General features: G+C 68.7%; 16 protein-coding genes and 1 pseudogene. 7 read left to right on the forward strand and 10 right to left on the reverse strand.

The genetic code is table 11. The features are described 5' to 3' along the window. A pseudogene (locus A5622_RS08040) lies at positions 1-1,115 on the forward strand (hypothetical protein); the annotation flags it as partial. On the opposite strand, the gene A5622_RS08045 reads toward A5622_RS08040, so the two are convergent. Further along, the gene (locus tag A5622_RS08045; protein WP_066877784.1) at positions 1,099-2,265 is read right to left on the reverse strand and encodes a glycosyltransferase family 4 protein; all 1,167 of its coding nucleotides are present in this window, start codon (positions 2,263-2,265) and stop codon (positions 1,099-1,101) included. The pseudogene A5622_RS08040 and the gene A5622_RS08045 sit on opposite strands and share 17 nt — an antisense overlap. A 65-nt stretch (positions 2,266-2,330) precedes the next feature. Between A5622_RS08045 and A5622_RS08050 the strand changes: the two genes are divergently transcribed. The 4 genes from A5622_RS08050 to A5622_RS08060 all read left to right on the forward strand — a co-directional run bounded on the left by A5622_RS08050 (position 2,331) and on the right by A5622_RS08060 (position 5,870). Beyond that, positions 2,331-3,098 carry a class I SAM-dependent methyltransferase gene (locus tag A5622_RS08050; RefSeq protein WP_066866057.1) on the forward strand — a complete coding sequence of 256 codons (768 nt, stop codon included), beginning with the start codon at positions 2,331-2,333 and terminating at the stop codon, positions 3,096-3,098. 92 nt (positions 3,099-3,190) lie between these two features. After that, on the forward strand, positions 3,191-4,660 hold the full coding sequence (locus tag A5622_RS08055; protein WP_066866004.1) for an aldehyde dehydrogenase: 1,470 nt from the start codon (positions 3,191-3,193) through the stop codon (positions 4,658-4,660). A gap of 401 nt (positions 4,661-5,061) precedes the next feature. Beyond that, the gene (locus A5622_RS30450; RefSeq protein WP_255361682.1) at positions 5,062-5,193 is read left to right on the forward strand and encodes a hypothetical protein; all 132 of its coding nucleotides are present in this window, start codon (positions 5,062-5,064) and stop codon (positions 5,191-5,193) included. 8 nt (positions 5,194-5,201) lie between these two features. Continuing rightward, positions 5,202-5,870, forward strand: coding sequence for a TetR/AcrR family transcriptional regulator (locus tag A5622_RS08060; RefSeq protein ID WP_232002904.1), 669 nt, complete (start codon positions 5,202-5,204; stop codon positions 5,868-5,870). 5 nt (positions 5,871-5,875) lie between these two features. On the opposite strand, the gene A5622_RS08065 is transcribed toward A5622_RS08060, so the two are convergent. The 3 genes from A5622_RS08065 to A5622_RS08075 all read right to left on the reverse strand — a co-directional run bounded on the left by A5622_RS08065 (position 5,876) and on the right by A5622_RS08075 (position 8,407). Beyond that, the gene (locus tag A5622_RS08065) at positions 5,876-6,172 is read right to left on the reverse strand and encodes a hypothetical protein (RefSeq protein WP_066877786.1); all 297 of its coding nucleotides are present in this window, start codon (positions 6,170-6,172) and stop codon (positions 5,876-5,878) included. Between the two features lie 20 nt (positions 6,173-6,192). Beyond that, entirely contained in the window at positions 6,193-7,710 is a 1,518-nt protein-coding gene (locus A5622_RS08070; RefSeq protein ID WP_066877789.1) for a class I adenylate-forming enzyme family protein, read from the reverse strand. Between the two features lie 154 nt (positions 7,711-7,864). Then, entirely contained in the window at positions 7,865-8,407 is a 543-nt protein-coding gene (locus tag A5622_RS08075) for an isoprenylcysteine carboxylmethyltransferase family protein (protein ID WP_066877791.1), read from the reverse strand. Positions 8,408-8,503: 96 nt separating this feature from the next. Here A5622_RS08075 and A5622_RS08080 point away from each other — a divergent pair, with 96 nt between their 5' ends. Further along, a complete protein-coding gene (locus tag A5622_RS08080) occupies positions 8,504-9,094 on the forward strand; it encodes a TetR/AcrR family transcriptional regulator (protein WP_066877800.1) in 591 nt (196 codons plus the stop codon). A gap of 68 nt (positions 9,095-9,162) precedes the next feature. Here the strand turns inward: A5622_RS08080 and A5622_RS08085 are convergent, their stop codons facing one another. The 6 genes from A5622_RS08085 to nirB form a co-directional block, all read right to left on the reverse strand. After that, a complete protein-coding gene (locus A5622_RS08085; RefSeq protein WP_369829226.1) occupies positions 9,163-9,957 on the reverse strand; it encodes a crotonase/enoyl-CoA hydratase family protein in 795 nt (264 codons plus the stop codon). Between the two features lie 132 nt (positions 9,958-10,089). After that, complete coding sequence (locus A5622_RS08090; protein WP_066877802.1) at positions 10,090-11,499, reverse strand: wax ester/triacylglycerol synthase family O-acyltransferase; 1,410 nt, start codon at positions 11,497-11,499, stop codon at positions 10,090-10,092. 44 nt (positions 11,500-11,543) lie between these two features. Then, complete coding sequence (locus A5622_RS08095) at positions 11,544-12,749, reverse strand: alpha/beta hydrolase (RefSeq protein ID WP_066866021.1); 1,206 nt, start codon at positions 12,747-12,749, stop codon at positions 11,544-11,546. A 168-nt stretch (positions 12,750-12,917) separates the two neighbouring features. After that, positions 12,918-13,571 carry an SAM-dependent methyltransferase gene (locus A5622_RS08100; protein ID WP_066866023.1) on the reverse strand — a complete coding sequence of 218 codons (654 nt, stop codon included), beginning with the start codon at positions 13,569-13,571 and terminating at the stop codon, positions 12,918-12,920. A 194-nt stretch (positions 13,572-13,765) separates the two neighbouring features. Further along, positions 13,766-14,089 carry a Rieske 2Fe-2S domain-containing protein gene (locus A5622_RS08105; protein WP_066877803.1) on the reverse strand — a complete coding sequence of 108 codons (324 nt, stop codon included), beginning with the start codon at positions 14,087-14,089 and terminating at the stop codon, positions 13,766-13,768. Continuing rightward, positions 14,086-16,608, reverse strand: a complete 2,523-nt coding sequence (gene nirB / locus A5622_RS08110) for a nitrite reductase large subunit NirB (protein WP_066877805.1) — start codon at positions 16,606-16,608, stop codon at positions 14,086-14,088. Before nirB ends, A5622_RS08105 begins: the two co-directional genes overlap by 4 nt. 37 nt (positions 16,609-16,645) lie before the next feature. Between nirB and A5622_RS27980 the strand changes: the two genes are divergently transcribed. Continuing rightward, on the forward strand, positions 16,646-16,777 hold the full coding sequence (locus tag A5622_RS27980; protein ID WP_369829227.1) for a hypothetical protein: 132 nt from the start codon (positions 16,646-16,648) through the stop codon (positions 16,775-16,777). Positions 16,778-16,812: the final 35 nt, after the last annotated feature.

Raw genomic sequence — 16,812 nt, forward strand, 5'->3', positions numbered from 1 at the left:
CGCCGCCCTGGTGGCGGCGCTGCCGTGGTTGACGGCGTCGGTGATGGGCTCGTCGCTGACCGCCCACACCGCGGCCAACCGGCTGGGGGTGGAGGCGTTCGCCCCGCGCGCCGAGCCCGGCCTGGGCACCCTGGGCAGCCTGGCCAGCCTCGGCGGCATCTGGAACGGCGACGCCGTACCCGGTTCGCGCACCACGCTTTTCGCGGTGTTCTCGGCGGTGGTGCTGTTGGGCGTGGTGGCCGCGGGCCTGCCGACGGTCGTCCGGCGCCCGGTGGCGGTGCCGCTGCTGGTGCTGGCCGCCGTGTCGGTGCTGATCCCGGCGGCCCTGGCCACCGGCCCCGGGGTGGCGGTGCTGGGCACGGTGTCGACACCGTGCCCGGCTTCGGGGTGCTACGCGACGGCCAGAAGTGGGTGGCGCTGGCGATGCCCGGCTACGCGCTGGCGGGCGCCGGCGCGGTGGTGACGCTGCGCCGCCGACTGCGACTCCCTGGGGCCGCCGCCCCGGCGCTGGTCTGCTGCCTGGCGCTGCTGCTGGCGCTACCGGACCTGGGCTGGGGAGTGTTCGGCAAGGTGGCGCCCGTGCGCTATCCGCGCGGCTGGACGGCCGTCGCCGCGGCGGTCAATGCGCAGCCAGGATCGATAGCGGTGTTACCCGCCGGCACCATGCGGCTGTTCTCCTGGTCGGGCGCGGCACCGGTGTTGGATCCGCTGCCCCGCTGGGTGCGCGCCGACGTGCTGAGCACCGGTGACCTGGTGATCTCGGGGACCACCATCGCCGGCGAGGGCGCGCACGCCCGGGCCGTGCAGCAGCTGCTGCTGTCCGGCCCCGACCCGGCGGCGCTGGCCGCGGCCGGCGTGGCCTGGCTGGTGGTCGAATCGGACAGCGCCGGCGACATGGGGTCGGCCGCCCGCACCCTGGGGGCGCTGCCGCCGGTCTATCGGGACCGCGAGATCGCCCTCTACCGGATCGGCGGGCGGACCGCCCCGGTGGCCGCCGGGCAGCGGACCGTGACGGTGATCGCCCATCTGGCGTGGTTGGCGCTGCTGCTGGGCGGGGGCGCCGGCGCGGTGATCGGCGCGTGGCGGCGCCGCACCCGCTCAGCCCGGCCCGGTGACTAGCCCGTTGACCGTGCGGCCGGCTTGCACCGCTTCCAGCACGCCGCACATCGCGTCGGCGCTTTGCGTCCAGGAGAATTCGCCACTGCGGGTGTGCGCCTTGGCGCCCAGTTGATCGCGCAGCACCGGATCGGCGAGCAGTTCTTCGAGCCGATCCACCAGCTCGGCGTGGCTGTCCACCAGGATCCCGGTCACCTCGTCGACGATCGAGTCCGACAGGCCGCCCGAGGATCGGTAGCCGATGGTCGGCACCCCATGCTGGGCCGCCTCGACGACGGCCAGGCCCCAGCCCTCCTTGCGGGAGGGCAGCAGATGCACCCAAGCCCCTTGCAGGACATGGTGTTTGGTGATGTCGTCGACGTGGCCGTGGAAGGTCACCGACGAGCAGATGCCGAGCCGCTGCGCGTGCTCGACGAGCCGGTCGCGCCACCAGCCGTCGCCGACGATGTCCAGGTGCAGACCCGGTATCCGCGGCATCAGCAGCGCGACCGCCTCCAGGGCGTCCTCGATCTGCTTGTGCGGCACCAGCCGCGACAGCACCACCACGCGCGGCGCCGCCGAGCGGGGGCCGGTCAAGGATTGCGCCGGAGCCCGGTCGAGGCCGTTGCGCACCACCGCGATACGGGCGCCGTCGACGCCCAGGGTGACCAGGTCGCGCGCGGACGGCAGCGACACCGTCACGTACTGGTTGTGCCGGTTCACCCGCGGCGACAGCGTCGACTCGACGAACCAGCCGAGCCGGCCGAGCACCGGGCCCGCCACCGGCCACTGCTCGCGGTGGCAGTGGTGCACCAGCACCACCACCCGGCGGCCGTAGATCAGCCGGGCCAAAAAGGGCAGGCCGTTCTGGGTGTCGACGACCACGTCGGGCCGCACCTTGCGCAGCGGGCCGAGCCCCAGCCGGGCCATGGCCATCGCCAGCAACGCCCAGACGTACACCGAATACCGACCGCCGGCGCGGTCGATCCGCACGCCGTCGACCACCTCGCGGCGCGGCGCGCCGCGATAGCGGGCGGTGCGCAACGTGACGGCGATGCCGGAGGCGGCCAACTGCGCGCCGATGCGCTGCAAATAGGCTTCGCTGCCGCCGCCCTGCGGGTGCCCGGTATCGCGCCAGCACAGCAGCAGCACGGAGCGCAAGGAAGACATCGGTCGCCAGCCTAACCGGCGGCGATGCGTGCCGGGCACGTCAGCACATCCGTAGGGTGTGGCCGGTGGGCGCCACCGACCTCTTCGCGCGCCGGGCGACGCTGACCCGCTCGGTGCGGCTGCTGTCGGAGTTTCGTCACGAGCAGTCGGATCCGGCCCGGTTCTACGGCGCCCTGGCGGCCGATACTGCGGCGATGGTGGGCGATCTATGGCGCGGCACCCACGGCGACTCCGCGGCCGGGCGCACGCTGCTGGACGTCGGCGGCGGCCCCGGCTACTTCGCGACGGCCTTCACCGAGGCCGGAATCCGCTATATCGGGGTCGAACCCGACCCCGGCGAGATGCACGCCGGGCCGGCCGCCGCCCGCGGGGCGGCGCCGTGCGTGCGCGCCTCGGGCATGGCGCTGCCCTTCGCCGACGACTCCGTGGACATCTGCCTGTCCTCCAACGTCGCCGAGCACGTGCCGCGGCCCTGGCAGCTCGGCGCCGAGATGCTGCGGGTGACCAAGCCGGGCGGGCTGGCCGTGCTGTCCTACACCGTCTGGCTGGGCCCCTTCGGCGGCCACGAGATGGGCCTGACGCACTACCTGGGCGGTGCCCGGGCCGCCGCGCGCTACACCCGCAAACACGGCCATCCGCCCAAAAACAACTACGGGTCGTCGTTGTTCGAGGTGTCCGCCGCCGACGGCTTGGACTGGGCGATCAGCACCGGCGCCACCCTGGCCGCATTTCCCCGCTACCACCCACGATGGGCGTGGTGGCTGACCTCGGTGCCGCTGCTACGCGAGTTCCTGGTCAGCAATCTCGTGCTGGTCCTGCAACCCCAAGAGTGAAACGTGTTCTCGTTTTGCCCCGGCTTGGGTAGGGTGGCGCCCATGCGCGCCGGCGACGATGCAGCGCGGAGCAATGAGGAGGAGCGGCGCAGATGGCCGAGAGCAAGACCGAATACGACAAGCTTTTCATCGGCGGCAAGTGGACGGAACCATCCACCTCCGATGTCATCGAGGTGCACTGTCCGGCCACCGGTGAATACGTCGGGAAGGTGCCGCTGGCCGCGGCCGCCGACGTCGACGCCGCGGTCGCCGCGGCGCGCGCGGCCTTCGACAACGGCCCCTGGCCCACCACCCCGCCCAAGGAGCGCGCGGCCGTGATCGCCAACGCGCTCAAGCTGATGGAAGAGCGCAAGGACCAGTTCACCCAGCTGCTCGCCGCCGAGACCGGCCAGCCGCCGACCAGCGTCGAGACCATGCACTGGATGAGCTCGATCGGCGCGCTGAACTTCTTCGCCGGTCCGGCCGTCGACCAGGTCAAGTGGAAAGAGGTCCGCACCGGCGGCTACGGGCAGAGCATCGTGCACCGCGAGCCGATCGGCGTCGTGGGCGCCATCGTCGCGTGGAACGTGCCGCTGTTCCTGGCCGTCAACAAGCTGGGCCCGGCGCTGCTGGCCGGCTGCACGGTGGTGCTCAAGCCGGCCGCCGAAACCCCGCTGAGCGCAAACGCTTTGGCGGAGGCCTTCGCCGAGGCCGGGCTGCCCGAGGGCGTGCTCTCGGTGGTGCCCGGCGGCATCGAGACCGGGCAGGCGCTGACCTCCAACCCGGACGTCGACATCTTCTCCTTCACCGGCAGCTCGGCCGTCGGCAAGGAGATCGGCCGTCGCGCCGCGGACATGCTCAAGCCGTGCACCCTGGAGCTGGGCGGAAAGTCGGCCGCCATCGTGCTCGAGGACGTCGACCTGGCCGCGTCGATCCCGATGCTGGTGTTCTCCGGGATCATGAACACCGGGCAGGCCTGCGTGGCCCAGACCCGCATCCTGGCGCCGCGCTCGCGGTATGACGAAATCGTCGATGCGATAAGCACTTTCGTGCAGGCGCTGCCGGTGGGCCTGCCGTCGGACCCGGCCGCCCAGATCGGCTCGCTGATCTCGGAGAAGCAGCGCGCCCGCGTCGAGGGCTACATCGCCAAGGGCATCGAGGAGGGCGCCCGGCTGGTGACCGGCGGCGGCCGCCCGGAGGGCCTGGACAGCGGATTCTTCGTGCAGCCAACGGTTTTCGCCGACGTCGACAACAAGATGACGATCGCCCAGGAAGAGATCTTCGGGCCGGTGCTGTCGATCATCCCCTATGACACCGAAGAGGACGCGATCAAGATCGCCAACGACTCGGTGTACGGGTTGGCCGGCAGCGTGTGGACCGCCGATGTGCAACACGGCATCGAGGTCTCGGAGAAGATCCGCACCGGGACCTACGCCATCAACTGGTACGCGTTCGACCCGTGCTGCCCGTTCGGCGGTTACAAGAACTCCGGCATCGGCCGTGAGAACGGGCCGGAGGGCGTCGAGCACTTCACCCAGCAAAAGAGCGTGCTGATGCCGATGGGCCACACCATCGAGGGCTGAGGCCGTTACCTGCCGAACGTGCACTCAGGGCGTTTTTTCTGCCGATTTTTCGCCGTGAGTGCACGTTCGGCGTTCCGGTCTTAGCGCGTCACGAAGCGGGCCTGGTGCGTTCGACGAACGATTACATGCTCGGACAGCGCCGTCAGCATCGCACGATCGAAGGCGCTGCGTTTGTGCGGCCGGTTCAGGTGGACCATGCGCCCAGCGCCGCGGAGCTCTAGCCATTATGCAATAGGGCATATTTTGGCGGCCGATATGCATCCGCGGCTGCGGTTCGCGGCCCGGTCCACCCGCCATTTGTGCGGTGTGCGTCACACTTCGCCTGAGAAATTGCTTAATTTACGGATGTCTTATATGGTTCATAGCATAATCTAGGGCCGCACACAGGCCGGGAGAACATCATGTGGATCATCGAGCTCAACGTCGCCGGCTATCAGTACACCCGCGAGATGCCAGACTTGCGGCGCCGCACATTCCGCTTCAGCCCACGTCATATGCACTGGCCGGCGTTGCGCCACTCGCACGCGGCATGACCCGAGCCATGGGAGGTACGCCCACGCCGACTATCGGTGAAGCCGCGCCTGACCAGGCGCGGGCAAAACGCGGGGGCACCCGCACGAAGATGCTGGCCAGCGCCGCCGAGGTGATGCGCGAGCGCGGCGCGGCCGGCGTGACCATCGACGCGGTGCTCGCCCGCAGCGGCGCCCCGCGCGGCTCGGTCTACTACCACTTTCCCGACGGCCGCAACCAGATTCTGACCGAAGCGCTGCGCTACTCGGGTGACTCCATCACCGCCATGATCGACGACGCGGCCGGCCGGGGCGCCCGGGTGTTGCTGGCCGAGTTCGTCGGGTTCTGGGAGCGGCTGCTCACCGACGGCGGTTTCACCGCCGGGTGTCCGGTCGTGGCGGCGGCGATCGGCTGTTCGGACGACGACGGTCCCAAGCTCTCCGCCGAAGCGGGCGCCATCCTGGGCCGCTGGTGCACCGCGCTGACCCGCGCGTTCGTCAACGACGGCTTCGACGACGCCGACGCCGCCTCGCTGGCCGTGATGTCCATCGCCGCACTGGAGGGCGCCATCGTGCTCTCCCGCTCCACCCGCAACGCCGGCCCGCTGCACCAGGTCGGTGAGCAGCTCGAATTCCTGATCAAGGCAAAGGAATTCGTTGCCCGCAACAAAATTCCGGGTAAACAGGACGCCGCGCGCTGACCCGCTCAGTCGCTGGCGGGTAGCGGCTTGACCTCTTTGAGCTGCAGGGCGGTCTGCCCGATGCTCAGGCTGCCCGCGCCCGGCTTGGTCACCAGCACCTCGGCGCCGGTCTCGTCGACGTAGCGCTTGCCCATGACCGTGCCGTCGGCGAACGCCGGGTCCAATTCGCCCGACCGCTCGCCACCGACCGGCACCATCGGCACTCCACCACACCGCAAGTCCTCCAGGCTGTCGGCGCTTCTGACGACGATCACCTGGGTGTCACACACCTGGCTGGCGAGACGAGTTCCGTTCTTGATCATTGATTTCCGTCCTTGATCGCTTACTGCTGGGCCGGTGCGGCGCGCAATCCGGTGAGGGTCTGGATGATCTCCCGCCGCAAGACCTTGCCGGTCGCGGTGGTGGGCAGCTCGTCGCGAAACACTACCTCGTCGGGAGTGCGCGAACCGCGCAAACTCTTGCGGACGAATTCGCGCAATTCCTCGGGGTCGGGGTCGGTGCCCGCCGCCGGCACCACCACGGCGACGATCGCCTGGCCCCACTGCGGATCCTCGACGCCGACCACCGCGACATCGCGCACCTGCGGGTGCTCGACCAGGACTTCTTCCAGCTCGGCGGGCGCGATGTTCTCCCCGCCGCGGATGATGGTGTCGTCGCTGCGCCCGCCGATGAACAGGTAGCCCTCGTCGTCAAGCATGGCGATGTCCTTGGTGGGAAACCAGCCGTTCTCGTCGAGCACCGAGCCGATGCCGGTGTAGCGGCCCGACACCTGCTCGCCGCGCACGAACAGCTCGCCGGTCTCACCCGGCGGCAACACGTTGCCGGCCTCGTCGCGGATCTGCAGCTCGATTCCCGCCACCGCCTGGCCGACCGATCCCAGCCGCCGGGCGGCCTCCGGGGTCGACGCCGCCTGCGCGGCGCGATGGTCGTCGGGCGTCAGCACCGCGATCGTCGAGCTGGTCTCGGTCAGGCCGTAAGCGTTGACGAAGCCCACGTTGGGCAGCAGTTCGAGCGCGCGGCGCACCAGCGGCAGACCGACCTTGGACCCGCCGTAGGCCAGGTTGCGCAGCGACGGCAGCTCGACGGCCGTCCCGTCGCCGTTGTCCAGCACGGTGATGATGCGGTCCAGCATCGTCGGCACCACCGTCGCGGTGGTCACGTTCTCGGCGTTGATCAGCCGAACCCATTCCCGCGCATCGAAATTGGGCAGGTACACCATCTTGCGGCCGGCATACAGATTCGACAGCGCGGCGCTGACCCCGGCGATGTGGTACGGCGGCACGCAGATCAGCGCGGCGTCGGTCTCTTCGGCCGCCCCGAATTCCACCGTTCCGGTGATGTAACTGGTCAGGTTGTTGTGTGAGAGCTCGACGGCCTTGGGCTGCGAGGTGGTGCCGGAGGTGAACAGCACGATCGCCACGGAGTCCGGGTCGGGGAACTCGGCCGCCGGTTCGGCGGTGCGCGCGGCCTCCAGGAAATCGTCGGACACGATCACGCGGTCCGACACATCGCCGACGGCGTCGCGGTAGCGACCGTCGACGATCACCAACGGCTCGGGCAGCCGCTCGATCAGCGCCCGGATGCCGTCGGCGGCGAGCCGGTAGTTGATCGGCGTGAAGGGCACGCCGGCGCGCGCGGCCGCGAAGATCAGCACGGGCAGCATCGCGCCGCCGGTGCCCACATACGCGACGTGCCCGGCGTTCGACGCGGCGATCACCCCCGCGCCACCGTCGGCGAGATCGCTGAGCTGCTGCGTCGTCAGTCGCAGGTCCCCGGACACCACGGCCGTGCGCTCGGCGTTGCCCGACGCGGCCATCTCCAGCAGCAACGAAATGCTCATCCTCGATCTTTCTGGATTCCCGGCCCTTTACAGATCTCGCCTGCAGTGTAACTCAGCCGGGTGGCCCCCCGATGCCGAGCTTGCCGGGCGACGGGCGCCCTGGTCACGGGCGCGTCCGTCGGCGCCCATGACAAGGCCGCGCTTTCCCACCGACTCAGCGACGAGCGGGCGGCTCCCAGGCCGAGACTCGCGGGATCCAGCGCGGCACGTTGCTTCGATAGTCGGCGTATTCACCGCCATAGCGCTCGGCGAGATGGGGCTCCTCCCAGAACCGAATTGCGAGCGCCTGGAACGTGAAAAAGATTGCGAACCAAAGCAATAACGGAACCGACGCGATGACGGCCGCCTCGCCGAGCAGGATGCACAGCACGCCGGTGATCATCGGGTTCCGCACGTGCCGGTACGGGCCCCGCACGACCAGATGGACGGGCTCCCCCATCACGTTGCCCAGCCCAAGCGTGCCCTCGCCCACGCGGTCAAACAGCACGTTCGTCCAGATCATCAGGGCCACGCCGGCGGCGATCAGCAGACAGCCGGCAGTGATCAGCCCGGCCCTCAGCGCGGCGTCCACGTGCGGAGCGTGCACGCCGGCCGGGCCGACGACCAAGGCCGGCACCACGAGCGTCACCGTTACCGGGAACAGCAGGACAGACATCAGGTGCCGCCACCAAAGGCGTCGGCGCGTGCTCGTCACCATGGAAGACTCCTCCGCCGAATACTTCAACTACCGTTCAACAACAACGTACGCCGCGCGTCGGCATTTGCCAACGCTTGTTGAAGTATCCTGGCGGGCATGCCAGAAGCGCGGCGCGCGGGCCGGTGGCGCACCGGTCAACTGAACCGACAGCGCATCATCGATGCGGCACGCGAACGCTTCATGCGTGACGGGTACGAGCGGGCCACCGTCCGAGCGATCGCGGCCGACGCCGGTGTGGACGTCGCGATGGTCTACTACTTTTTCGGCAACAAGGAAGGCCTGTTCACCGCGTCCACGCTGACCGGTCCCGAGCACCCGTTGCATCAGCTGGCCACGCTGCTCGACGACGGGACCGATCGGATCGGCGAAAGGCTGGTTCGGCGCTTCCTCGAGCACTGGGAGGAAGGCGCCGTCTTCGAGCCGTTCCTGACGCTGTGGCGTTCGGCGGCGATCCACCCCGAGGCGCGAAAGGTGTTGCACGGCAGCCTTGCCGGCCCGATCGCCAAGCGGGTCGCGGCGGAATTCGGGGTGGCCGATGCCGAGCTACGTGTCGAGCTGGTGGCCAGCCACCTGGCCGGCCTGGCGTTCGCGCGCTACCAGCTGAAGATCGAGCCACTCGCGTCGACCCCCGTCGAGGACCTGGTCGCCTGGCTGGGGCCGACGGTGCAGCGCTATCTGACGGCTTAGTACCGCGAGCAGACGCAAAAGCCCCCGACACGCCGAGCGTGCGGGGGCTTTTTGCGTCTGCTCGCGGGTTAGGTGCCGGTCCACTTCGGCGGGCGCTTCTCGGCGAAGGCGATGGCGCCCTCCTTGGCGTCGTTGGAGGAGAACACCGGGGCCAGCAGCTTGTTCTGCTCGGCGAACATCTCCTCGGGGCTCCAGCCGCGGGACTCGACGATGATCCGCTTGGTGGCGGCCACCGCGAGCGGCCCGTTCGCCGCGATCTTTTCGGCCAGCGCGATCGCGGCGTCCAGCGCCGCGCCCGGTTCGGCCAGCACATTGACCATGCCCAGCGCATGCGCACGCTCCGCGCTCAGGTTCTCACCGGTCAGCGCCAGCTCCATGGCGATCGCCGACGGGATGCGCTGCGGCAGCCGCAGCAGCCCGCCACCGCCGGCGACCAGCCCACGCTTGACCTCCGGGATGCCGAACGCCGAGTCCTTGGAGGCCACGATCAGGTCGGTCGCCAGGGCCAGCTCGGTGCCGCCGGCCAGCGCGTAGCCCTCCACCGCCGCGATCAGCGGCTTGACCGGCGGACGCTCGGTGAAGCCCATGCCACGACCCTCGACGATGGGCAGTTCGCCGCGGGCGAAGGCCTTGAGGTCCATGCCGGCGCAGAACGAGCCGCCCGCGCCGGTGAGGATGCCGACCGACAGGCCGGTCTCGTTGTCGAGCCGGTCGACTGCGGCGGCCAGGCCATTGGCCACCGCGGAGTTGACCGCGTTCTTGGCCTTGGGCCGGTTGATCGTGATGATGAGGATTCGATCCCGTTGTTCGACCAGAACTTCGGGTTCGTTGGCGTCGTCGTTCCCAGTGCTCACGGGCCGCACAGCTCCTTCAGGGAATGGGGTGGCATTCGGATAGCTCCTGTCGGACCGATGGTAGCGGTCGCCGGAAATGGCGTTAACGTCCCCCGAGATCCCGCTTACCGCCGAAGGTGATCAGCTACCGATCCGGCCCGGTCAGGCCGGAGCCATCGCCGCCTCGACGACCGTCAGCTTTTCGGAAAGCCCTGCGGCCCTGCGAATTTCGATGAAGTCAGCGACCATGGCGTCGGAAACCTCGTGCGGGTCCTCGAGCGTGGACCCGTCGCAGAGCACCGAGATGTTGAGCTGGTCGACATAGCTCCACACGGTGATGTTCAGGCCGCTGCCGGCGGTCAACGGCCCCACCGAATAGATCTCGGTGACCAGCGCCCCGCCCACCCGGCCGCGCTCGCGCGGTCCCGGGACGTTGGAGATGTTCAGGTTGAGGATCTTGTTGTGTCCGTCGCGACCGGACGCCCAGCGGAAGAAGGCCTGGGTGGGCCGGGGCGGCATGTAGGCCGCCCACCTGCTGACCAACTCCGGGCCCATCAGCTGGTTGCTTTCCTTGGCGGCGATGGCGTTCTCGTGGCTGCACCGCACCCGCTCCAGCGGATCGTCGGAATCGGTCGGCAGGCCCACCAGCACGCCGGTGAAGCGATTGCCCGAGATCCGTTCGGGCGAGAAGTCGAAACTCATCGGCACCGACGCCAACAGCGGTTCGGCCTTGCCGTCGTACCGCAACAGCAGGGTGCGCAGCGCCCCGGTCGCCATGGCCAGCACCATGTCGTTGATCGTCGCCCCGAGCCGCTTGCCGGTCTCCTTGACGTCGGCCAGGGCCAGGGTGGCGGTGGCGAACCGCCGTTCCGGGGTGATCTTGTGGTTCATGAAGGTCGGCGGCGGCTCGAAGGGCCGGGTCAGCTCCGGGGATAACTTGCGTGTGCTGCGGCGCACCCGCCCAACACCTTGGGCGGTGTAGCGGATGGTGTGCGGCAGCCGCCCGACGTGGCGCATGTGATCGGCGAAGGCCGACACCATCAGCTGCCGCGAGGTGGGGGCCGGGTCGCACACGTACGGCATGCCTTCCGGGCCCGGCTGCAGATCCATGCCGCGGGCCAACAGGTTCGCCGAGGCGACGCCGTCGGCAAGGGCGTGGTGGATTTTGCCGACGACCGCAATCCGGTTGTTGGCCAAGCCCTCCACGAAGTACATCTCCCACAGCGGCCGGCTGCGATCGAGCTGGGTGCTGGCGATTTGCCCGATGGCCTCGTCCAGTTCCCGGCGGCCCCCGGGCGGCGACACCCGCCAGGGGCGGATGTGATAGTTCAGGTCGAGTTCGCAGTTCTCCCGCCACATCGGGTGGTGGAAGCCGAAGGGCACCTCGACGAGCTGGTAGCAGAACGGGTCGAGCTTGCTCAGCCGCCCGGCGATGACTTCGCGAAAGGTGTCGACGTCCAGTGACCGGCGGTCAGCGTCCAGCTCGATGACGGCGGCCTTGATGGTGTGCATGTGCACGTTCGGCGCTTCGCTGTACAGCAGTACGGCGTCCCACCCGCTAAGCCTCTTCACCCCTGCCCCTTGCCCATAGAGGGACCATACTCAGCGGTGGCTGTTCAGATAACCTCTTTTGCCCCGACGCGTGTCTTGGTGCGGTAAATCTGGTTCAGGAACAGCGAAGTGACGTGCGCCGCGGCGCCGGCTCGCTCGCCGTCGAGCAGGTCATAGCCGTGACCGGCGCCGGGGAATTCCAGGTAGCCGACCATCGAATGCGACACCGCCCGCAGCCGCTCGACGAAGCTGCGCGCCTGCTCGACCGGGATCACGGTGTCTTTGCTGCCGTGAATGACCAAGAAGGGCGGCGCGTTTCGGTGCACGCGCGCGATCGGAGACGCGTCGCGGAAGATGTCGGGGCGACGGGCGATCGACTTCTTCACCACGACCCGCTCCAGGAATTCGACGAACCGCTCGCGCTCCGGCGTCGAGCGGTCCTCCCAGTCGTAGCGGCCGTAGATCCCGACGACGGCGTCCACCGAGGTGTCCGCGCCCTCGGGCAGCTTCGCCTGGAACTGCGGGTCGTCGGGCGTCAGGCCGGCCAGCGCGCTCAGGTGGCCACCGGCCGAACATCCCGCTACCGCAACGAAATCCCGGTCGCCGCCGAACTTGTCGACGTTGGCGCGCGCCCACGCGATGGCGGTCTTGACGTCGACGATGTGGCGCGGCCAGCGGTGGTGCGGCGAGACGCGGTAGTTGACCGCCAGGCACACCCAGCCCTGCTCGGCGAGCCGGGACATCAGCGCCGACCCCTGGCCCATGCACTTGCCGTGCACCCAGGCGCCGCCCGGCAAAAAGATCAGCACCGGCGCGGGTTGTGCGGGCAGGTCTTTGCGCCGCCAGACGTCGAGCACCTGATCGGGGTGGTCCCCGTAGTGCACGGCGCGGCGATAAAGGTAGCGGCGCTGGCGCAGGCCATCCCAGATCGGCGGTGTCTTCTCGGCGACGGGCCAGTCCGTCTCGAGATCCGCGGCCGCCACGACCCCGCGCAAGGCGGCGAGGGAGACCTGCTGGGTGCTGGCGCGGTCACGGCGCCGGACGTCGTTGATGCCGGGGGTGAACCAGTCTTTGGTCGCCGCGGAGATCGCCTCCGGCGCATGCCGCGCGCCCCAGACACCCATGGCGGTCAACCCGCCGAGGGGCTCGAGATGCTTGCCGACCACGGGCAGCGAAGCCCCGGCCACACTCAACGCCAGCGCATAGTCACCGGGGCGGGCCCGCAGCAACCATTTCACGCAATTGGTAATGCCCGGTCCATTCGCCGTCATGAACGGGACTGTACCCCTCACGGCGTTTCGCAAACTGACGTTTCCACAGAACGGGGCGCCGTGCTGGAACCGCTTTGCCGGGCGTGCTCGCTGACCACGATATTTACGCTGTTTGAACAGCTTTTAATTGTTCGCTGCGTTCGCCGAATTTTGCTGTGTACGACACGCTTACCCGGCCACCAGGTCGGCGATGACCCGGCCACCGACAAGGCTGACGCCGGTCAGCGTCAGCCCCACCTGCGTGGCCAGCGCGGCGGCGCTGTCCACCCCCACGGACGCCCAGCGAAACCAGGGGCCGACCTCCCCCGCCGACTCCAGACGCACCCAGCGCGAACAGATCCCGATGGCCTCGGCCTCGAACTCGGCCACGCAACGCCCGCCGCGGGCCAGCAGCTCGAAGGCCCGCCCGAGGATTCGTCGCGGATCCCCGCCGAGCCCGACGTTGCCGTCGACCAATAAAACCGTCTGCCACAGGCCCGTTCCCGGCAGCGGCTCGAACACGTCGCCCAGCAGTGCCGGTGCACCACCGCGACCCGCCAGCTGGATGGCGGTCGCGGACCGGTCGATGCCCAGTGCGGGGATGCCCCGCTGAATCAGCCTCGCCACCAACCGGCCCGGACCGCAACCCAGCTCGATTGTCGGCCCGGTGCACATCTGCGTGACGGCTTCGTCGAAGATTTCGTCGAAGGCGTCACCAGATCCATCACCGGGACATCGGGCACCCAACCATCGGTGCGCCGGCAGTGGCCGCAGTTCGCCGTCGTCATGACGGATCCAACATCGCTCCCCGCCAAGTGCCCGATCGTAAAGTTGCCCAAGCATTTCACGTCCTCGCGTCCTGGCCGATCGGGCGGCGCGCCGACGCTCCCGTCCCTGCGGGACGTTGCGGCGACGCGCCGGCAAACCCCAACAAGCTGACGGCAAGCCCGTGCGCCAGCACTGCTCCGATACCCCGATCGTGGCTCGGTTAATCCACCGCACTGGTGCACGGGGCCGGAACCGAAATGGTTCAGTGATCAGGCGTGGACTTTCCCACCGACCCGCAGGTGAACCGACCCGTCGTCGGCGTGAACGGGATAGGCGGTGACCGGCGCTCCGCCGTTGGCGACCTCGCATCCCGATGCCAGGTCGTAGGTGAAGCCGTGCAGCGGGCAAATGACGACGTCGGCGTCCATGAGCCCGTCTGCCAGCGGACCGCCGCGATGCGGGCACACGGCGTCAAGCGCACGCAGCGAGCCGTCCCGGCACCGGAACACCGCGATCTGCCGGCCGTCGACGACAAAGGTTCGGCCCTCTCCGACCGGGATCTGATCCACCGGTCCCAGGTTGACATCACTCATCGCACCGGCACCCGGGGCAGCGGGATCAGCGGCAACGACGAGCGAAATTGGCTGGCATTCGCGGCTTCTCGGCCATCGGTCCACGGATCTCGGTACGAGTCGACCGACTTCTGCATGCGGGCATCCAGGTCGGCGGCGATGCCGTCGCTGTCGAAGACCACGATGTTGCGAATCCGGTCGATGCCCACCCGCGGGACGAAGTCGTAGCTGCGCTCCAACCAGTTGGCGTTTTCGCGGTAGTACTGCAGGAACCGCCCGGTCAGCGCAATCACCTCGGCCGGGGTGCCGACGGTGGTCAACAGGTCGCCCTTGCGCACGTGTGCGCCGGCGGCGCCGCCGACGTAGATCTGCCACTGCCCGCCTTCGATTGCGACCACGCCGACGTCCTTACACAGCGCTTCGGCGCAGTTGCGGGGGCACCCGGTCACCGCGAGCTTCATCTTGCCGGGGCTGGGTATGCCTTGGAAGCGCTCCTCGATCGCAATGCCCAGCGCCGTCGAATCACCCAGGCCGTAGCGGCAAAAGTCGCTTCCCACACAGGTTTTGACGGTGCGGAAGCTTTTGCCGTATGCATACCCGGACGGCATGCCGAGGTCCGCCCACACCAGCGGGAGGTCTTCCTTGCGCACGCCCAGCAGATCGATGCGCTGGCCGCCCGTGAGCTTGATCATCGGGATGCGGTACTTGTCGGCGACGTCCGCGATCTTGCGCAGTTGCTCGGCGCTGGTCACCCCGCCCTTGAGTTGGGGCACCACGGAGAACGTTCCGTCCCGCTGAATATTGCCGTGCACCCGGTCGTTGATGAACCGGCCGTCGCGCTCGTCGACGAATTCGTCGCCCCACATCATGTGCAGCAGCGAGGACAACGCCATTTTGGATCCGGCGTCCTCGCGGCCCTCCGGCGCCAGCGCGGCGAAAACAGATGACACCGAGTGCAGTTCGAGCTCGCGGATCCTGCGCATCAGCTCCGGCTTCTCGTAAGGGATCCCCGGCACGTACCAATTGGCCGCGGCGTCGTGCGAAATCGCGGCCCCGGCTTCCGAGGCCGCCCACTCGACGAGCTGCGCGACCAGGCCCTTGCAGGATCCGCATCCTTTGCCGGCGCGGGTCGCCGACATCACCCCCTCGAGTGACGTCTGCCCGTCTCTCACGCACCGCACGATCGCGGACTTGTCGACCCCGTTGCAGTTGCATACTTGCGCGTCGTCGGACAATTCGGCCGCCCCGGTGGCTGGGTCCGGAGCACCGCCGATGTCGAACATCAGCGAGACGCGCTCGGGCGGTAGCGGGAGGCCGCGGTCGAAGGCCTGCATCAGAAACGCCACCTTGCTGACATCGCCGACCAGCGTCGCCCCGACCAATTTGTCGTCGCGCACCACGACGGTCTTGTACACACCCCGCCGCGGCTCGGAGTACTGCACGAATTCGTCGTCGTCGCGTTCGGGGCTCTTGATGCCCATTGCCGCCACGTCCACACCGGCAACCTTGAGCTTGGTTGCCGTGCGCGAACCATGGTATGCCGCACGGGGATTGACGCCCGTCAAATGATCGGCAAGCACGGTGGCCTGCTCCCACAGCGGCGCCACCAGGCCGTAGACCTGGCCGCGGTGCTGTGCGCATTCGCCGACCACGTAGATGTCGCCGTCATCAACCGAGCGCATGTGATCGTCGACGACGATGGCGCGTTCGACGGTCAAACCGGCGCGCACCGCCAACCCGACATTCGGCCGGATGCCTGCCGCCATCACCACCATGTCGCACGGCAGCCGGCTGCCGTCGTCGAACTCGATCGCCGACGGTGACCCGTCTCGAGTGAGCATCCTGGTGGTTCTCTTGCCCGTGTACACCTCGATTCCCAGCGCCTCGACCAGCCGCCGCAGGATGCCGCTCCCTTGATCGTCGAGTTGGGCGTTCATCAACGTCGGACCGCCCTGTACGACGCCCACCTGCAGTCCCCGGTTCTGCAGGCCTCGGGCGGCCTCCAGACCCAGGAGACCACCACCGATCACGGCCGCCCGGCTTCGCCCGTCGGCGAAGCCGATCATGCCTGCGCAGTCGTCGAGTGTGCGAAAGCCGAAGACGCCGGGGGCGAGAGTCTTGTCGTCCGACCAGATGCCGGCCACCGGCGGGAAGAACGATCTGCTGCCGGTGGCCAGGATCAGCTTGTCGTAGCGCACGGTGCTGCCGTCGTCGGCGTGCACCAGGTGCGCAAAGGGGTCAACGCGCACCACCCGCACTCCCGCTCGCAGGTCAATGTCATTGTCGCCGTACCAGTCCAGCGGATTGAGGTAGATTTCACGCGCATCGTCGGAGCCGGCCAGCACGTTGGAGAGCAAGATCCGGTTGTAGTTACCGTACGGTTCGTCGCCGAACACGGTGATGGAAAACCGCTCACTGCCGCCGCGCGCGATGATCTCCTCGAGCGCCCGCGCTCCCGCCATGCCGTTACCGACCACCACCAGGGCGGCCCGGGTCGGCGGACGGTGGCCGTTGGTTTCGCATTGAACGAGTGCGGTCATGAATGATCCTCGCGGGGGCTAGATTTCGACCAGGCCGATGTCGACGAACACCGTGCCGCTGCGGGTCGTCGAAGACCTGCTCGCCGACACCGTGCTCGAGGTTTTCCTCGCCGCACCGGACGGCCTGAGCGGCACGGTGTTCGTCGACATCGGCCTGGTCGAAATCTAGCCCCCGCGAGGATCATTCATGACCGCACTCGTTCA

The sequence above is a fragment of the Mycobacterium sp. 1245801.1 genome, assembly GCF_001673055.1.
Lineage (GTDB): Bacteria > Actinomycetota > Actinomycetes > Mycobacteriales > Mycobacteriaceae > Mycobacterium > Mycobacterium europaeum_A.